General features: G+C 45.0%; 13 protein-coding genes and 1 pseudogene. 4 read left to right on the forward strand and 10 right to left on the reverse strand.

What is annotated here, in order from left to right; all coding sequences use genetic code 11:
• Positions 1-129 precede the first annotated feature (129 nt).
• A pseudogene (locus tag QUB56_RS37075) lies at positions 130-1,009 on the forward strand (Rpn family recombination-promoting nuclease/putative transposase); the annotation flags it as partial.
• A 546-nt stretch (positions 1,010-1,555) separates the two neighbouring features.
• Here the strand turns inward: QUB56_RS37075 and QUB56_RS01345 are convergent.
• The 8 genes from QUB56_RS01345 to QUB56_RS01380 form a co-directional block, all read right to left on the reverse strand.
• A complete protein-coding gene (locus QUB56_RS01345; RefSeq protein ID WP_332952483.1) occupies positions 1,556-1,843 on the reverse strand; it encodes an NfeD family protein in 288 nt (95 codons plus the stop codon).
• 112 nt (positions 1,844-1,955) lie between these two features.
• Positions 1,956-2,243: an NfeD family protein gene (locus tag QUB56_RS01350; RefSeq protein WP_332952485.1), complete on the reverse strand. Its 288-nt coding sequence runs from the start codon at positions 2,241-2,243 to the stop codon at positions 1,956-1,958.
• Between the two features lie 112 nt (positions 2,244-2,355).
• Positions 2,356-2,643, reverse strand: a complete 288-nt coding sequence (locus tag QUB56_RS01355) for an NfeD family protein (RefSeq protein ID WP_332952486.1) — start codon at positions 2,641-2,643, stop codon at positions 2,356-2,358.
• A 996-nt stretch (positions 2,644-3,639) separates the two neighbouring features.
• A complete protein-coding gene (locus QUB56_RS01360; protein WP_332952488.1) occupies positions 3,640-4,110 on the reverse strand; it encodes a GNAT family N-acetyltransferase in 471 nt (156 codons plus the stop codon).
• Entirely contained in the window at positions 4,107-4,622 is a 516-nt protein-coding gene (locus tag QUB56_RS01365) for a cupin domain-containing protein (RefSeq protein ID WP_332952490.1), read from the reverse strand. Before QUB56_RS01365 ends, QUB56_RS01360 begins: the two co-directional genes overlap by 4 nt.
• 9 nt (positions 4,623-4,631) lie before the next feature.
• The gene (locus QUB56_RS01370) at positions 4,632-5,273 is read right to left on the reverse strand and encodes a type I restriction endonuclease (RefSeq protein ID WP_332952491.1); all 642 of its coding nucleotides are present in this window, start codon (positions 5,271-5,273) and stop codon (positions 4,632-4,634) included.
• 43 nt (positions 5,274-5,316) lie between these two features.
• A complete protein-coding gene (locus tag QUB56_RS01375; RefSeq protein ID WP_332952492.1) occupies positions 5,317-6,366 on the reverse strand; it encodes a DUF1611 domain-containing protein in 1,050 nt (349 codons plus the stop codon).
• A 158-nt stretch (positions 6,367-6,524) separates the two neighbouring features.
• Complete coding sequence (locus QUB56_RS01380) at positions 6,525-7,604, reverse strand: dipeptide epimerase (protein WP_332952493.1); 1,080 nt, start codon at positions 7,602-7,604, stop codon at positions 6,525-6,527.
• 121 nt (positions 7,605-7,725) lie between these two features.
• On the opposite strand from QUB56_RS01380, the gene QUB56_RS01385 reads away from it, so the two are divergent.
• Positions 7,726-8,439, forward strand: coding sequence for a hypothetical protein (locus QUB56_RS01385; protein ID WP_332952495.1), 714 nt, complete (start codon positions 7,726-7,728; stop codon positions 8,437-8,439).
• A gap of 48 nt (positions 8,440-8,487) precedes the next feature.
• Entirely contained in the window at positions 8,488-8,934 is a 447-nt protein-coding gene (locus QUB56_RS01390) for an NADAR family protein (protein ID WP_332952496.1), read from the forward strand.
• Positions 8,935-9,440: 506 nt separating this feature from the next.
• Here the strand turns inward: QUB56_RS01390 and QUB56_RS01395 are convergent.
• On the reverse strand, positions 9,441-10,145 hold the full coding sequence (locus QUB56_RS01395; RefSeq protein WP_332952498.1) for a hypothetical protein: 705 nt from the start codon (positions 10,143-10,145) through the stop codon (positions 9,441-9,443).
• A 195-nt stretch (positions 10,146-10,340) separates the two neighbouring features.
• Positions 10,341-10,547: a hypothetical protein gene (locus tag QUB56_RS01400; protein ID WP_332952500.1), complete on the reverse strand. Its 207-nt coding sequence runs from the start codon at positions 10,545-10,547 to the stop codon at positions 10,341-10,343.
• 643 nt (positions 10,548-11,190) lie between these two features.
• Here QUB56_RS01400 and QUB56_RS01405 point away from each other — a divergent pair.
• The gene (locus tag QUB56_RS01405; RefSeq protein WP_332952501.1) at positions 11,191-14,352 is read left to right on the forward strand and encodes a tetratricopeptide repeat protein; all 3,162 of its coding nucleotides are present in this window, start codon (positions 11,191-11,193) and stop codon (positions 14,350-14,352) included.
• Positions 14,353-14,489: the final 137 nt, after the last annotated feature.

The raw sequence follows: 14,489 nt of genomic DNA on the forward strand, positions 1-14,489 counted from the left end.
TCAAGTTTGACAATAGCATAAAATGTTGCCCAGCCTAAAAATCGATTTCTCCCATAATGGATTCTTGTGTCATGGTTGTTTCTCTCTTGGCATGGTATAGTACCCATCTTCGATTCCCATCGACAACTCATGAAAACAGACACCATTTTCTACAGCCTGTTTCAAGAATTCCCCAGCTTCTTCTTTGAACTGATCGATCGCCCTCCAGACGAAGCCGCCGCCTATGAATTCACCTCCCGCGAAATCAAACAACTCGCATTCCGCATCGACGGGTTATTTCTCCCCAAAACCGAAGAACCTGAAAAACCATTTTACTTGGCTGAAGTTCAGTTTCAACCCGATGCCGACTTGTACTACCGCATCTTCGGCGAACTCTTTCTCTACCTGCGACAATACAAACCCCTCAATCCTTGGCGGGTGGTTGTCATTTATCCCAATCGCCGCATCGAACACGAACAGATGCTGCAATTTCAGGAACTCTTAACCAGTCAATCGATTTTAGATTTTAGATTTTAGATTTTAGATTAAAGACTTGAAGAATTGAAGAATCGACTCCAGTGATAAATCCAGGGGCTGATGATAAGAACTCAGAGCTTTTTTATCCCTCCACGGATTTACCTCGATGAATTGCCAGAAGCTGCAGATCGATCGCGCTTGAGTCAAAGTTGTTAAACTGGTAATTGAGCCAGCAGAGACAGCAGCAGAACAAGCACGCCAGTCGATCGCAATGGCCCGACAACAGTTGTCCGATCCAACCGTTCTACGCGATTTAATTAACCTCATCGAAACAATTATCGTCTACAAACTCCCCCAGAAAAGCCGCGAGGAAATTGCCGCCATGTTGAATTTAAGCGAACTCAGACAAACTCGATTTTACCAGGAAGTCAAGCAAGAAGGCTTAGAAGAAGGACTCGAACAAGGCAAGCAGGAAGGTCAGCGGCAGGCGAAGTTAGAAGCCATTCGTCGCACGATAGGGTTGGGGATAAATTTAGAGACGATCGCGCAATTATTAGATTTGTCTCTCGAATTTGTTCGCCAAACAATTAACAAAATTCAACGGGAATCGATGTCACTCCCCGAACAAAATATCGACTCATTTATCGAACTATTAACTCAGCAGCGATCGCTCTTCGGGGCCGAACAATTAACCCAACTAGCCCAGCTAATTGAACCCTTATCCGATGAGATCGATGTCCTTTCAGAAGCGATTTCATCCTGGGCTGAAAATTACCCTTCAATTCAGGAAGCTCAAGCCAAACTGCTCGAACCACTACCGCCGGCTAAGGCATCAGAAAAAGCAGCAGTCACCCGAGAAACTAGCGAATCTCAACTCGGCGATCGCCCCAACAAACAAACTCTCACAAATGCCATTTTATTGTAGCGCGAGCTGCCATATTTCTACTGGCAAATAAACAGAGGCAGATATTGCTCTCTTGCGTCAGGTGTTGAGTAGAAGCGATCGCCAAATTGCCACTAAAAAACAGAACAGTCAGAACCCCGACTTATTCAAGAAGTCGGGGTTCTGACAGTGAAAAAGTTGAGATTACTTTCTAGTTTAGTCTGCAGGAGCCAGGGAAACTAACAGAGTGATGTTGTCAACGCCGATGACATAAACCGTGTCTCCAGGTGTGAGGGTGATTTGGCGATCGCACCGTGCGGGCCACCAGCTACCTTGGAAGCGGACGCGACCTGTTTGATTCGGGTAAATCGATTCATCCACGACTGCTTCTTCGTTGAAATAGTTAAAATTGGTGTTGATGTAGTTATCCATTAAGATATTCTTTTCTGTGCTGTAGGTGTGAGTAGAAAAAATAGAACCGAAAGCTTTTACTACGTTGAACATTTTCCTGACTCCTTTTGTGTTAATATATATCGAAGTTTAATCGCCTATTTATGCTCTTTGAAAAGTAGCATTTCCTAGTTGGGATTGATTACCAGGTCCTTCATGCTCTGATTTAGTCTGCGGGAGCGAGAGAAACTAACAGAGTGATGTTGTCAACGCCGATGACATAAACCGTGTCTCCAGGTGTGAGTGTGATTTGGCGATCGCACCGTGCGGGCCACCAGCTACCTTGGAAGCGGACGCGACCTGTTTGATTCGGGCAAATCGATTCATCCACGACTGCTTCTTCGTTGAAATAGTTAAAATTGGTGTTGATGTAGTTATCCATTAAGATATTCTTTTCTGTGCTGTAGGTGTGAGTAGAAAAAATAGAACCGAAAGCTTTTACTACGTTGAACATTTTCCTGACTCCTTTTGTGTTAATATATATCGAAGTTTAATCGCCTATTGATGCTCTTTGAAAAGTAGCATTTCCTAGTTGGGATTGATTACCTGGTCCTTCATGCTCTGATTTAATCTGCGGGAGCGAGAGAAACTAACAGAGTGATATTGTCAACGCCGATGACATAAACCGTGTCTCCCGGTGTGAGAGTGATTTGGCGATCGCACCGTGCGGGCCACCAGCTACCTTGGAAGCGGACGCGACCTGTTTGATTCGGGTAAATCGATTCATCCACGACAGCTTCTTCATTGAAGTAGTTAAAATTAGTGTTGACGTAATTTCTGATTAGCATATTGTTAGCTGTGCTGTATCCTGGGGTGGAGAAAATCGAGCCGAAAGCTTTTACTACGTTGAACATGATATTTACTCCTGTTGTGCTAAAATATATGGATGTGTAATTGTCTGTTTATGCTATTTGAGAGGCTGCATTTCCTCGGTTAAGATTGATTTATTGCCCTGATATTTCATTGTTCTTGCCTGCCGTGGTTCTATCGGGATAAAAGGCAAAGAATTTTTGAAAGGTTGAAGGGATTTGAGAAGCGGTTGCGGCGAGTATAAATCCAGTAATTCCGAGGTATTGAATTAAGGATTTCATGGTTGAGCAGTGGGTGGAATTTGGCTCAAGGGTAGATGTTGTTAGCTACATTAGAGATTGTCTGATTCCGCATTACTGCTGCTATGAAAATGTTTTATTTTTGGGTTGAATCTTTGGGTTTAGCTTTTTGATTGGGTTGTGACTCACTTGCTTTACACTTACTAATTTGCCAGGAGTCCAATACCTTTGGGGCGATCGCCAGTCCACTTTCCTGGTTTGGTACTGGCACATGACACTCATAAACCCGCAAACAACCATTTATCAAAGGTTTTTGCCTAAATATCAGGCTGGTGGCTGTGCCAATTTAGCAAACTGGACTACCGCGAACGGTGAACTATGAACTTACGCAGTCTCGATCGCCCCATCCGGAATATCCATAAATATCTAGTCCGTGACTTACGCACTAAACGGCTAAAAACCCAGTTTGTGACACCCTGTGCGCCATTACGGGTCCGCAAGCGCGCAGATATACGATCTAAGCCACTTTACTAGGACACTCACCGCCCTCCCCATGCGATGTTGATTTGTACCTACCTACTTAGGCATAGAAAATAGGCGATCGAGACTGATATCAAATCCGGTAGCATCCTCGATCGTAAAATCCAGTCAACAGTCAACAATCACGGATCGTGCAACCGGACTCGATCTAATTAATCTGCGTTAATCTGTGTTTATCTGCCTGTATCTGCGGTCAAAAAAAGAGAATTTCTCGGACCGCAGATGACAAGGGATTGACGCTGATTCACGCAGATGTCGATATTATAGAAAACCTGCTTGATACTGCATAATTGTTACAGGAATTCTGAATAAAGTTTTAGCTAACTGAGACAAGCCGAATTTTAATTTAAGCGACTGCGGCAATTCTTGCCATGCAGCTTCTCTGAAGCCAAAGCGAGTATAAAATGATGCGAGTCGCTTTCCCAAACATTCTAAATATAGCGGTTGTGTAGCTTGTTGAATTAAATATTTTGTGAGGTAGCTGCCCAAACCTCGATCGCGCCAATCTTTCATCACCACCAAACTGCCCAATTCTTGCGCGCCCGCAAAGTTCCGCAACTGTCCGCAAGCTACCAAATCCCCGCTGCATTCTATCACCCAGAATTGCTGCCAGCGCAACTGAGTAGGATCGAGTTTTGCCCTCCACACTAACATTCTAATTGATTTGATGTCTTGAGCACAGGCCGGGCGGATGAGGCATTCTGACGGTAAAGAAAAAGAACTTTCATTCATTGTGATTCCTGTTGGCTGTCTCGTTTGGCTTGAGCTTTCAACATCCTTTCTTTTAATCGCGCATTTCTCTCGGTAATTTCGGGGTTTCCCTCATACCAAGGCGGAACATCATCATAATCGGGAATTCCATCATCTATCAGATAGCGCGCGTTGGGCTGCTTGGGATAACCTGCTGCCAATCCTCCAGTACAGATAACAAATAAATCTGTATTATCAGCAGCTTTTAATGCTCTCTTTGCTGCGGGAGAAACTCTCACAATATCGTCGCCCTCAAGTGTCAATAGTTCCCCATCTACAACCATCATACCTTTGCCTTCAACTACAATATAAACTTCTTCTTGTTCTGCGTGGCTGTGAGTAAATGTGTAGCCATCGCCAGCAGGCAAGCGAATGAAACCTAAAGCTACTCCTTGCAGATTTAGCTGTCGCCAAGGGTTGGTGAGTTGGGGCAAATTGTTAAAGTCAAAATGAGCTTTAGCGAATTTATGGTTACTTTCCGAATCTAGTTCCATATTATGTATTTAAGTAGAAGAAATGTTACTGGAAATTATACCAGCTAGCCGCTTCAAAATGCGAAAGACTTCGTACAGTTCGTTTCCGGGATTCGCAATATCGAAAAGTTGAGAGACGGCATACTGCGGTGTGTCTCGTTTGGTCATTTTGATAAATCGAAAGCTGCTGCCATTTGTCAGAAGCCCAAATGTTACTTGTTCTGGACTAGGGTCATTCAGCATATAAAATAGTAACTGGGGAAGTCCAGCTTCAACAGAATATTGCGCTCGCTTGGCTTCGATCGCCACTACCCAAAAAGATTGCAGCAATAGCAGGACATCAATGCTGCCCCTGACAATTGTATCTTCATCTTCAATGGTCAGTTCTACTGATTTTTCGGCCTCTATGTGAAAGGGAGTCAGGTAGAAATCTGCTAAAAATAGCAAGGGAGCCAGTACCACCATTTTTACGGTATCTTCTATCATGGGGTAGTCGGCACTGTTAGCATAGCCAGCCTTTACTTTGTCTAAATATCGCTTTTCTTCATCAGTAATTTCTGGTAAATCGTCAATCCACTCCCGGAAGAATTGCTCCTCTTGTGCAAGTTGGCAGTTAAATTTTGTTTTGACATCGCGCAGTGTCAGTGTTTTTGCTTGAATGCTTTGTGTCATAGTTTGATGTAGCTATTTTCAGGTGGATGTTGATTGTAGCATATCAACTGTCGATCGCCTCCAACAAAACCTCCGCGCCCAACCTTACCGGATCGGTACAAGGCAATCCCGTTTCTGCTTGAACTTCAGCTATTGCTAACAGCGCTTCTGCCTCATTTAAGTGATGAGTGTTGAGGGCGATCGCGCTCACTTTTCCCCCTGAAAAAGCACCCGCAGCAGCGGCCAACATTTCGTACATTTCGACCACTTTTGATAACCTGGGAATTGATACGTGCGGGTGATTGCGAATGTTAGTTTGTCCGGCTCGGTGGGCTAAAATTAAGTGAGTTGGCTGCGCACCCCGCAACAGCGGCAGAGTCGCCGTCGAACCCGGATGCAATAGCGAACCTTGCCCTTCTACGTGCAGAATATCGCATTCAGAACCCAATTTTATCACCATTTGTTCGACAGCACCAGCCGCGAAATCAACTCGCACAGCATCCAAAGGAAGGCCTTCATTTCCGATCATTAAACCCGTTTGTCCGGTTGCCAAAAATTTGGAACGCAAACCCCGCTGCAAGCAAATGCGATTGAGTTCCAGACTGGTTGACATTTTGCCAACGCTCATATCTGTGCCGACAGTTAACACGCGGCGGCAGCTTAATTTAGCAGCAGCAGCAGAGGCGATCGCACCGACAGATTCCGGTTCCTGACGCACGTCCCAAATCCATTGATTTTCGGTTAACGGAACTGTTATCAAAGGTGCAAGTTTCGCGTGCAAACCGTTGACAACTGACAAACCTGCTGCTACCGCTTGATTAATTTCTGGCAGCCATTCCGCAGGCAAAACACCGCCGGAAGTAGCGATACCAATTAGCAGAATATCCGGCGCAAATTGCAGGGCTTCTGCAACGGAAGCAACTATCGGTACTTGTTGAGGAAGGCGAGTTAATTCAGGTAAAGATTGTCCGGCACATTGGCTGTCTATTACTGCTACAATTTGTGCTTCGCTGTAGCGCAAAAATGCTAAACCAGTTTTGCCGGAAGAACCGAGAATTCCCTCGTGCAGCAAGATAGCAACTTTGCCATTTTTGATGGGATAGTTTTTAGTCATTGGTTCCTTGTAAGTAAATGAAACTTGAAAATCCATAAGCCCGGGACTCAGTGAGTGAAGCTGTATCTTTCGCGAGCCGAAGGGAAACAATTGCAAAGGTTACGATCGCTTGATATTCTGTTACATGGTAAAGTTTATTTGCGCCGACCTACTTACTTCTATTCTCCCATCTCAACTCGCCGCACTCCCAATCCCGATCGCCCGTTTGGCAGCAAACACCCATTTTCTACGATCGCACCCGTGAAAGGATCGTCTAATAAATTTAAGTGACTGTCCAAATCCAAATAATCAGCTAGGGGTGAAAGTTGTGCTGCTGCTGTATTTGCGATCGCGCTATCTGAATAGCAGCCGAACATTACTTGCAAATTGCAGGCTTTGGCTGTGTGAATCATCCGCATTGCTTCGGTCAATCCCCCTGACTTCATCATTTTGATATTGATGCCGTGGACCCAGGGCGCTAACTTGGGTATATCGGAACTATTAAAGCAACTTTCATCAGCAAAAATGGGCAGCGGCGATTGACGGTACAGTTCTGAGAATTCCTCCCTATCGGCTACGGGTGAAAGCGGCTGTTCGACATAATTTATCTGGTATTTTTCCAGCCAGCGACACATTTCGATCGCGCTGGTCAAACTCCAACCGCCGTTAGCATCTACACTAATTTTAAGGTTAGCTGGTGCTTCGTCAAGCACTGCTATTAACATAGCTTTGTCGGCTTCGATTCCGGCGGGATTTCCTAATTTAACCTTAACGGCGCGGTATTTGATGCTTCCTGCATCTGTCGCATCTTTACCAAACCAATCGCGCACTCTTTCTCTTGCACTCCTCGGCGAATTAATGCCGATTGTGACCGAGGTGGGGACGATGCGCGATCGATCTAATCCCCACATTTTCCACAGCGGCAAGCCTGCTTTTTTGCCCAGCCAGTCGTGCATTGCCATGTCTATGCCGGCGCGGGCGGCTGAGGGTAAGTTGGCTTCTGTTAATACTTGTTCGATTTTTTGGCGATCGAACGGAGTAAACTTTTCTAGCAGTGGTGCAACCTCCTGCAATGCTGCTAGCAGAATTTCGGTAGTTTGGGGCCGAGAACCTGTGGAAAACGGCGAAGCTTCTCCCCAGCCTTCGATGCCTTCGTGTTCTAGCTTCACCCATAAATTGGTACTTTGGGCTGTTGTACCGCGGCTGATGGTAAGCGCAAACCGCTTGCGGACAGTAAAGGTTTCAATTTGAACGTGCATTGTCAGTGATTGGTGATTTTTTGTAGAGAAAAATCCGAGGTGGCGGATTGCGCCGCTATTGCGATTTTTTACTTTTTACTTTATAGTTTGATTGTGCTTGTTCTAGTTTATCAAAAACTTGATGGAGTTCATTATTTCTGTTTCGCCGAAGAGAGTTGCTTTCTCTCTCAGCATTTGGGTGATCTTCTTTGCTCTTGCTGGTTGCATCGTACAAGTTCTGCGGTACGGTTTTAACTATCAAGAACGCTGGATTAGTTTGTTTAACTTAGACAGAGAAATCAATTATCCTTCGTGGTACTCGTCATTTACTTTGCTGTTTTGCGCGATTTTGCTAGGTATTATTGCTAGTGCTAAGAAGAAGCAGGGCGATCGGTATTTTGCACACTGGAAAGCGCTGGGGTTCATCTTTGTATTTTTTTCTTTAGATGAAATTTTTAGTTTGCACGAAATATTAATTATTAATGACTTGCGAAAAGCACTGGATTTAGGGGGATTTTTTTACTTCATTTGGGTAATTCCGGGGGCGATTTTTGTTGTGGTTACTGGGCTGGCTTATCTGAAGTTTCTCCTGCACCTACCCCGGAAAACAAGGGACTTATTCTTACAGGCAGGCAGTATATATGTCGGTGGAGCACTTGGCATGGAAATGGTTGGCGGCTATTATGCAGATGCGGTAGGTCAGCGAACCTTGATATACGGTTTGATGGCTTCTGTTGAGGAAATTTTGGAAATGGTAGGGGTGATCGTATTTATCTACGCCCTGCTGTCTTACATCGGTTCCTATCTTGAAAATATTGATTTGCGGTTGAAGATAGTGGAGAATCAACACAGGTAAGGCTGACTCACGACCAAGATTATTAGGGCGGTTGAAATCGAAGATATTATGGCTATCTACTTCTACACCACTGGCAGCGACTACGGCTGTTTTTCTAATTTTTCCAGTCATGGATTCGAGTTAGACGGAGAATATTGGCCAACTACCGAACATTATTTTCAAGCACAAAAGTTTCCGGCAACGGCTGACTGCGACCAAATTCGCCAAGCAAAAACGCCGAAAGATGCAGCAAAAATGGGACGCGATCGCTCTCGTCCCCTCCGCAAAGATTGGGAACAAGTCAAAGATGATATCATGCGAAAAGCCGTACTCCGCAAATTTGAAACTCATCCCGAAATTAGAGAAATTTTATTAGCTACTGGCGATGAGGAAATAGTCGAAAATTCCCCTATTGATTACTATTGGGGTTGCGGCAAAGATGGCAGCGGCAAAAATATGTTGGGACAGATTTTAATGGAAGTAAGGGAAATATTGCGAAAACGCACGTCAGAGTAAAACATAATTTAAATTTCCCAGCATAAAGCAGGACTTGTTTAATAGTAAGTCCTGCTAGGCTGCTAAGCGAGCCTTTCCTCAATTTTCTTAAACACTGAACTCAAAAATCCGCCTCAGCAACTGTCAAAACCTGTGCCAATCTCCTCAGGCTGTTCTAGTAGAGGGTTTCGCCTCTCCTCGGAGACTGCGAAGCAGGGGAAACGGTAAAAACCCTGCACCACTTTTTGTGTTTTAACAACTACTCTCAACCGGAGTTAACTTTTATCGTCGCCAGTACAGCATTGTTAGCCAGTCGCCTCCCGGACACCGTTCTCCTAAGGTTGGCGATTCACAGGTAAAACAGCAAAACACCTGTTCTGGTTAAAGTTGGTTTTTTATTTATGCTGTATTTTTCTATTGTGTGCGATTTTTGGAAAATGTTAGCTGTTGTACAGAATTCTTTACAATTTCTGCCCAGGTAGCTTTTTGCTAAGGGGGGAAGGAAAGGCACTTGTTGAATTTTTGACCTATTTGCCTAGTGTCGCGGTTATTTGCCGCATTTGCTGTTGAATCCGGTTAAATTGTTTCTGTTCTTCGCTAAGCATTGTATTGTCGATCGGCGATCGCATATCCCACTGCAATTCGGACAACAACAACAAACAGCCGGCCATAACTATGCCAGTGGTTAAATATTGCCAAGGTGCAACAAAAGTTAATAGAGGGATGCTAAATAGATGAGTTAGTCCGCAGAAGAGAAAAGTGCGCGATCGCAAACCGACTCCAGTACAAAAATAGCCGATCGCGCTCAACCCCAACCACAAATCGCAAAGGTGCAGCAACAAACCTCCCCAACCGGCAAAAATACTGCAATCGGTCAGAACCAAACCAGCAATCATCAAAATCGCCCAAGAGTAAAGAATCCAGCTAACTCGCTCGACTCTTACCCAAAACAAAGTCAAAACCGCCATCCCCGCCGTGCCAATTAGAGTCAAAGTTGACCACAGAATCGCCTGAAAAGTCCAACTGATGGGGAAAAACTGAGCCGTAAAAAAAATCCCCGCCGTCACCAAACCCCACAGCAGAAAAGTTTGGTCGATCCGGGTATAAAATCCTGAGAAAAGAGTAAAATTTCCAATTTGCCAGCGGAGTCGCAACAGGCCTTCGAGGTCTTGTACATCAAGATGTTCCTGTTTGCTGCGGATTAAGGGTTCGGAGGCGTTGAAAAAGGTCATCCAGTGTTGGGGAAAGTATGAAGTTTTGCGTATTGTAACAAATCTTAAGGAATATTTTTCTGATTTTTTCTTGTTCCCAGGCTCTGCCTGGGGGCGTAGATTTGGAGGCTCTGCCTCCCCCTAGTCTAAGACTTGGGAGGCAGAGCCTCTGGATATCGGCTCCGAGGCTATGCCGGGGAACCAGGAAATGCGTGATTATTTGCGTTTTTTGTTCAGGGTTTTGGTCAAATCAGTAATCGAGTTGAGCAATGTTTGGGAAAAGTAAGCCATTGCAATAATCACGGCTACTGCAACTCCTCCGTACATCAGTAAAGGCATGAAACCTCCAGTTTCAGGCGGTCTTGCCGAATCAGTTGGAGCCGTAGAAACCACAATGACTTGCTTGGTGCTAACATTAGACATAGAAACTCCTTGGTCTGTATAAAGACCGTAAAAATGGGAACTTGATGAGCGTTTCTGGTGGCCGCCAGTCGCTCTGAAAAAAATAAGCGATCGAAAGCGTCTCTAGTAAAAGCTAGGGGCGCTTGTTTGCTTGTTAAGGGCAGTCTAACACTGCTTCAAAAAATATACAACAGATTTAACGTATATTTATAAAACCTATGGTAAAGTAGACGTACAAATTCTAAAAGCTTAGTTTAACAAGCATTTTCTCGTTCCCAGGCTCTGCCTGGGGACGCCGCTCCGGAGGCTCTGCCTCCTGTTTTCCTGCGCAACCGACGAGGCAGAGCCTCTCGATATGGGTTCCCAGGCACAGCCGGGAAGTTAAACCCAATAGATATTTTCTCGTTCCCCGGCTCTGCCAGGGGACGCTGATCCGGAGGCTCTGCCTCCTGTTTTCCTGGGCAACCGACGAGGCAGAGCCTCTCGATATGGGTTCCCAGGCACAGCCGGGAAGTTAATAAGCATTGTCTCGTTCCCCGGCTCTGCCAGGGGACGCTGATCCGGAGGCTCTGCCTCCTGTTTTCCTCCGCAGCCGACGAAGCAGAGCCTCGCTTATATCGGTTCCCAGGCACAGCCGGAGAACCAGTTAAACCCAATAGATATTATGAAAAATACATTTATCTCTCGATTTACTCCTAGCTTGATGTCACCAGAAACCCTGGAAGCTATCTTAGTACAGCGTCACGCACTGGCAGAACGTTTAGTAGAGCTAATTCGGGTGAGCGCCCTAACAGATAACAAGCATTTTCAACTGCTAATTGGGCCGCGCGGCATTGGCAAAACGCACTTGGTTTCCCTGGTTTATCATCGCGTTGCTAAGATGGAAGATTTGCGGGATAAATTGCTAATTGCGTGGCTGCAGGAAGAGGAATGGGGGATTGCGTCTTTTTTGGATTTATTGCGGGGAATATTCCGGGCACTTGCTAAAGAATATGAGCCAGAATATAAAGCCCAGTTACATGATGATGTTGAAAAGCTTTATGATTTGTCGCCGGAGCAAGCTGAATTTAAGGCCGCAGAATTGCTGAGAGACTTTGTGGGCAAGCGGGTGCTGTTGTTGATAGTCGAAAATTTAGAGGACGTGTTTAGCGGCTTGGGGGATTTCGGGCAGAAGCAGTTGATGGCGTACATTAAAAATTATTCGTTTTTGACAATTTTGGCAACATCACAAAGCTTGTTTGATGGAGTCAAGCTCTCTAATAATCCTTTTTATGGCTTTTTTGATTTACATGAATTAGATGAGTTTAAGCTCGATGATGCTGTAGCTTTATTAAATCATATTGCCAAGTTAGAAGGGAATAATGATTTAGCATCTTTTATTCAAAGTCCCACAGGGCGCGATCGCATTAAAGTTGTGCGTTACCTTTCTGGTGGCAGTCCTCGCGTCTACATTGTTTTTTCGGCTTTTCTGATGACTCCTGAATCGCTCGATAAATTGGTAGAACCGTTCATGGAAATGCTGGACAGCCTCACGCCCTACTATCAGGATCGGATGAAATATCTTTCAAATCAGCAGCGAAAGATTGTTGACTTTTTGTGCGATCGAGGTGGTGCCGCACCAGTAAAACAAATTGCTAAACGCTGTTTTATTGAGCAGCGAACTGTATCTAGCCAACTTAAAGATTTGCGAGATAAGGGTTATGTCAAAACTGAGGAAATTGGACGGGAATCGTGGTATGAATTGCGGGAACCCTTGATGCGTTTTTGTCTGGAGGTAAAGAAGCAGCGAAATCAACCGATTCGATTAATTGTGGATTTTATTCGGGTTTGGTATACGCGGCAAGAATTGCAGCAGCGATTGGGATTGAGGATGGCGGATGTTGATTTGGCGGAGAAAGAATGTCATTTTATGTATCGGCAAGGTTTGAAACCGATTCCACCTGATGCTGTGATGGAACGAGAATATTATACGCGGGCGCTTGAGGCTATTGAGAGAAATGAGGAAGACCCGCGTCTGAAGGCTTATTTTGATGAATTTGAAAATTGTATTGAACAAAAAGACTATGTTTCTGCTTTAGCATATGCGGAAAAATTAGTAACAAGTCGCGGCGAGGCAAAGGATTGGTTGCTAAATGGATTCTGCTTAATTAGTCTGGAACGCGACGATGAAGCTTTAGAATGTTTAGGCAAAGCTATTGCAATTGACTCCAATTATGATGATGCAAGGGTTTGGCATATCGTAGGCGATGTATACTATGAGAGAAAACGCTATGAAGAAGCCTTAGAATTTTACGATAGGGCGCTCAAACTTGACTCCAATGATCGAGGGGCTTGGGCTAAGCGAGGTTATCTACTCAACAACCTCAAACACTATGAAGAAGCCTTAATATCTTGTGATATGTTGATGGGACTTGATGCCAATTTTCAGCTTGTTTGGGTTTTACGAGGCATTGTACTCAAAAACCTTGAACGCTATGAAGAAGCCTTAGAATCCTTTGATCGCGCGATCGAACTTGGCGAGAACGATCCGTGGACTTGGACTACGAGGGGCGATATACTCAAAAACCTTGAACGCTATGAAGAAGCCTTAGAATCCTTCGATCGCGCGATCGAACTTGACGACAATGATCCGTGGCATTGGACTGCCAGAGGCGATATACTCAAAAACCTTGAACGCTATGAAGAAGCCTTAGAATCCTTTGATCGCGCGATCGAACTTGGCGAGAATGATCCGTGGGCTTGGGCTAGGAGAGGCGATATACTCAAAAATCTTGAACGCTATGAAGAAGCCTTAGAATCCTTTGATCGCGCGATCAAACTTGGTGAGAATGATCCGTGGGCTTGGGTTCAGCGAGGGGATGTACTCGACAACCTCCAACGCTATGAGGAAGCCTTAGAATCCTGTGATCTGGCGATCGAACTTGATGCCAATTATCAGTGGGCTTGGGCTAAGCGAGGCGATGTACTCGACAACCTCCAACGCTATGAAGAAGCCTTAGAATCCTTTGATCGCGCGATCGCACTTGATGACAATTATCAGTGGGCTTGGACTAATCGAGGCAATGTACTCACCTACCTCAAACGCTACAATGAAGCTTTAGAATCCGTTGATAGGGCGATCGAACTTGATGCCAATTATCAGGGGGCTTGGGCTAAGCGAGGCGATGTACTCGACAACCTCAAACGCTATGAAGAAGCCTTAGTATCTTACGATCGGGCGATCGAACTTGACAGCAATTATGAGTGGGCTTGGTTTAGCCGAGGCTGGACGCTGGATAATCTCGGCCGCTATGAAGAAGCTTTAATATCTTGCGACAAAGCGATCGAACTTGGTCAGGAAGGTGCACCTGTATTCTTCAATCGCGCCATTGCCATTCTCGGATTAAATCGTTGGGATGAAGGTATCGCCGACTTAGACGACGCATTCCAACGCCTAGAACCAGGTTATGAAGCTTATGCAGAAGATGCCGATTTAATTATCCGCAACCTGTTCATCAACACGCACGATCTAGCGAGATCTCAAACTCGCATCACCAGCCTGATAGCCGTTTATGAAAAATACAAATCTCTCTCAATCTTAGGACAGGGAATTGTGCGAAACATCCCCGCGCTAATGTCAGAAATGGTCAGCGACAAAGCCGCACGCACTTGGTTAGAATTGTGGCAAAAACTAACCAGCAACTACAAACAATTCCAAATTCCCATGCGCCTGCTGAATGCGGCAGTCCGCTATAAGGAAACAAAGGGCGACAGACGAGTTTTGCTAGAACTTGCCATAGAAGAACGCAATTTATTAGAACCATTGGTGTCAACCAAACCAGAATAAGTAAAACAGGACTTACGCACTCCCGCAAAGAAACCGGGTTTTTTACCTAATCTTCGAGTACGAAGGAAGTGATTTCGTAAAAAAACCCGGTTTCTGGGCCCCCTGCGTAAGTCCTATAAAATAGATATAAAATAGAA

The organism is Microcoleus sp. AR_TQ3_B6 (genome assembly GCF_036702785.1).
In the GTDB taxonomy this organism is placed as follows: Bacteria; Cyanobacteriota; Cyanobacteriia; order Cyanobacteriales; family Microcoleaceae; genus Microcoleus.

Excerpts from the sequence above, each read along its gene's own strand:
- QUB56_RS01345 (WP_332952483.1), bottom strand. The coding sequence starts at position 1,843 with ATGTTCAACGTAGTAAAAGCTTTCGGTTCTATTTTTTCTACTCACACC.
- QUB56_RS01350 (WP_332952485.1), bottom strand. The coding sequence starts at position 2,243 with ATGTTCAACGTAGTAAAAGCTTTCGGTTCTATTTTTTCTACTCACACC.
- QUB56_RS01355 (WP_332952486.1), bottom strand. The coding sequence starts at position 2,643 with ATGTTCAACGTAGTAAAAGCTTTCGGCTCGATTTTCTCCACCCCAGGA.
- QUB56_RS01360 (WP_332952488.1), bottom strand. The coding sequence starts at position 4,110 with ATGAATGAAAGTTCTTTTTCTTTACCGTCAGAATGCCTCATCCGCCCG.
- QUB56_RS01365 (WP_332952490.1), bottom strand. The coding sequence starts at position 4,622 with ATGGAACTAGATTCGGAAAGTAACCATAAATTCGCTAAAGCTCATTTT.
- QUB56_RS01370 (WP_332952491.1), bottom strand. The coding sequence starts at position 5,273 with ATGACACAAAGCATTCAAGCAAAAACACTGACACTGCGCGATGTCAAA.
- QUB56_RS01375 (WP_332952492.1), bottom strand. The coding sequence starts at position 6,366 with ATGACTAAAAACTATCCCATCAAAAATGGCAAAGTTGCTATCTTGCTG.
- QUB56_RS01380 (WP_332952493.1), bottom strand. The coding sequence starts at position 7,604 with ATGCACGTTCAAATTGAAACCTTTACTGTCCGCAAGCGGTTTGCGCTT.
- QUB56_RS01385 (WP_332952495.1), top strand. The coding sequence starts at position 7,726 with ATGGAGTTCATTATTTCTGTTTCGCCGAAGAGAGTTGCTTTCTCTCTC.
- QUB56_RS01390 (WP_332952496.1), top strand. The coding sequence starts at position 8,488 with ATGGCTATCTACTTCTACACCACTGGCAGCGACTACGGCTGTTTTTCT.
- QUB56_RS01395 (WP_332952498.1), bottom strand. The coding sequence starts at position 10,145 with ATGACCTTTTTCAACGCCTCCGAACCCTTAATCCGCAGCAAACAGGAA.
- QUB56_RS01400 (WP_332952500.1), bottom strand. The coding sequence starts at position 10,547 with ATGTCTAATGTTAGCACCAAGCAAGTCATTGTGGTTTCTACGGCTCCA.
- QUB56_RS01405 (WP_332952501.1), top strand. The coding sequence starts at position 11,191 with ATGAAAAATACATTTATCTCTCGATTTACTCCTAGCTTGATGTCACCA.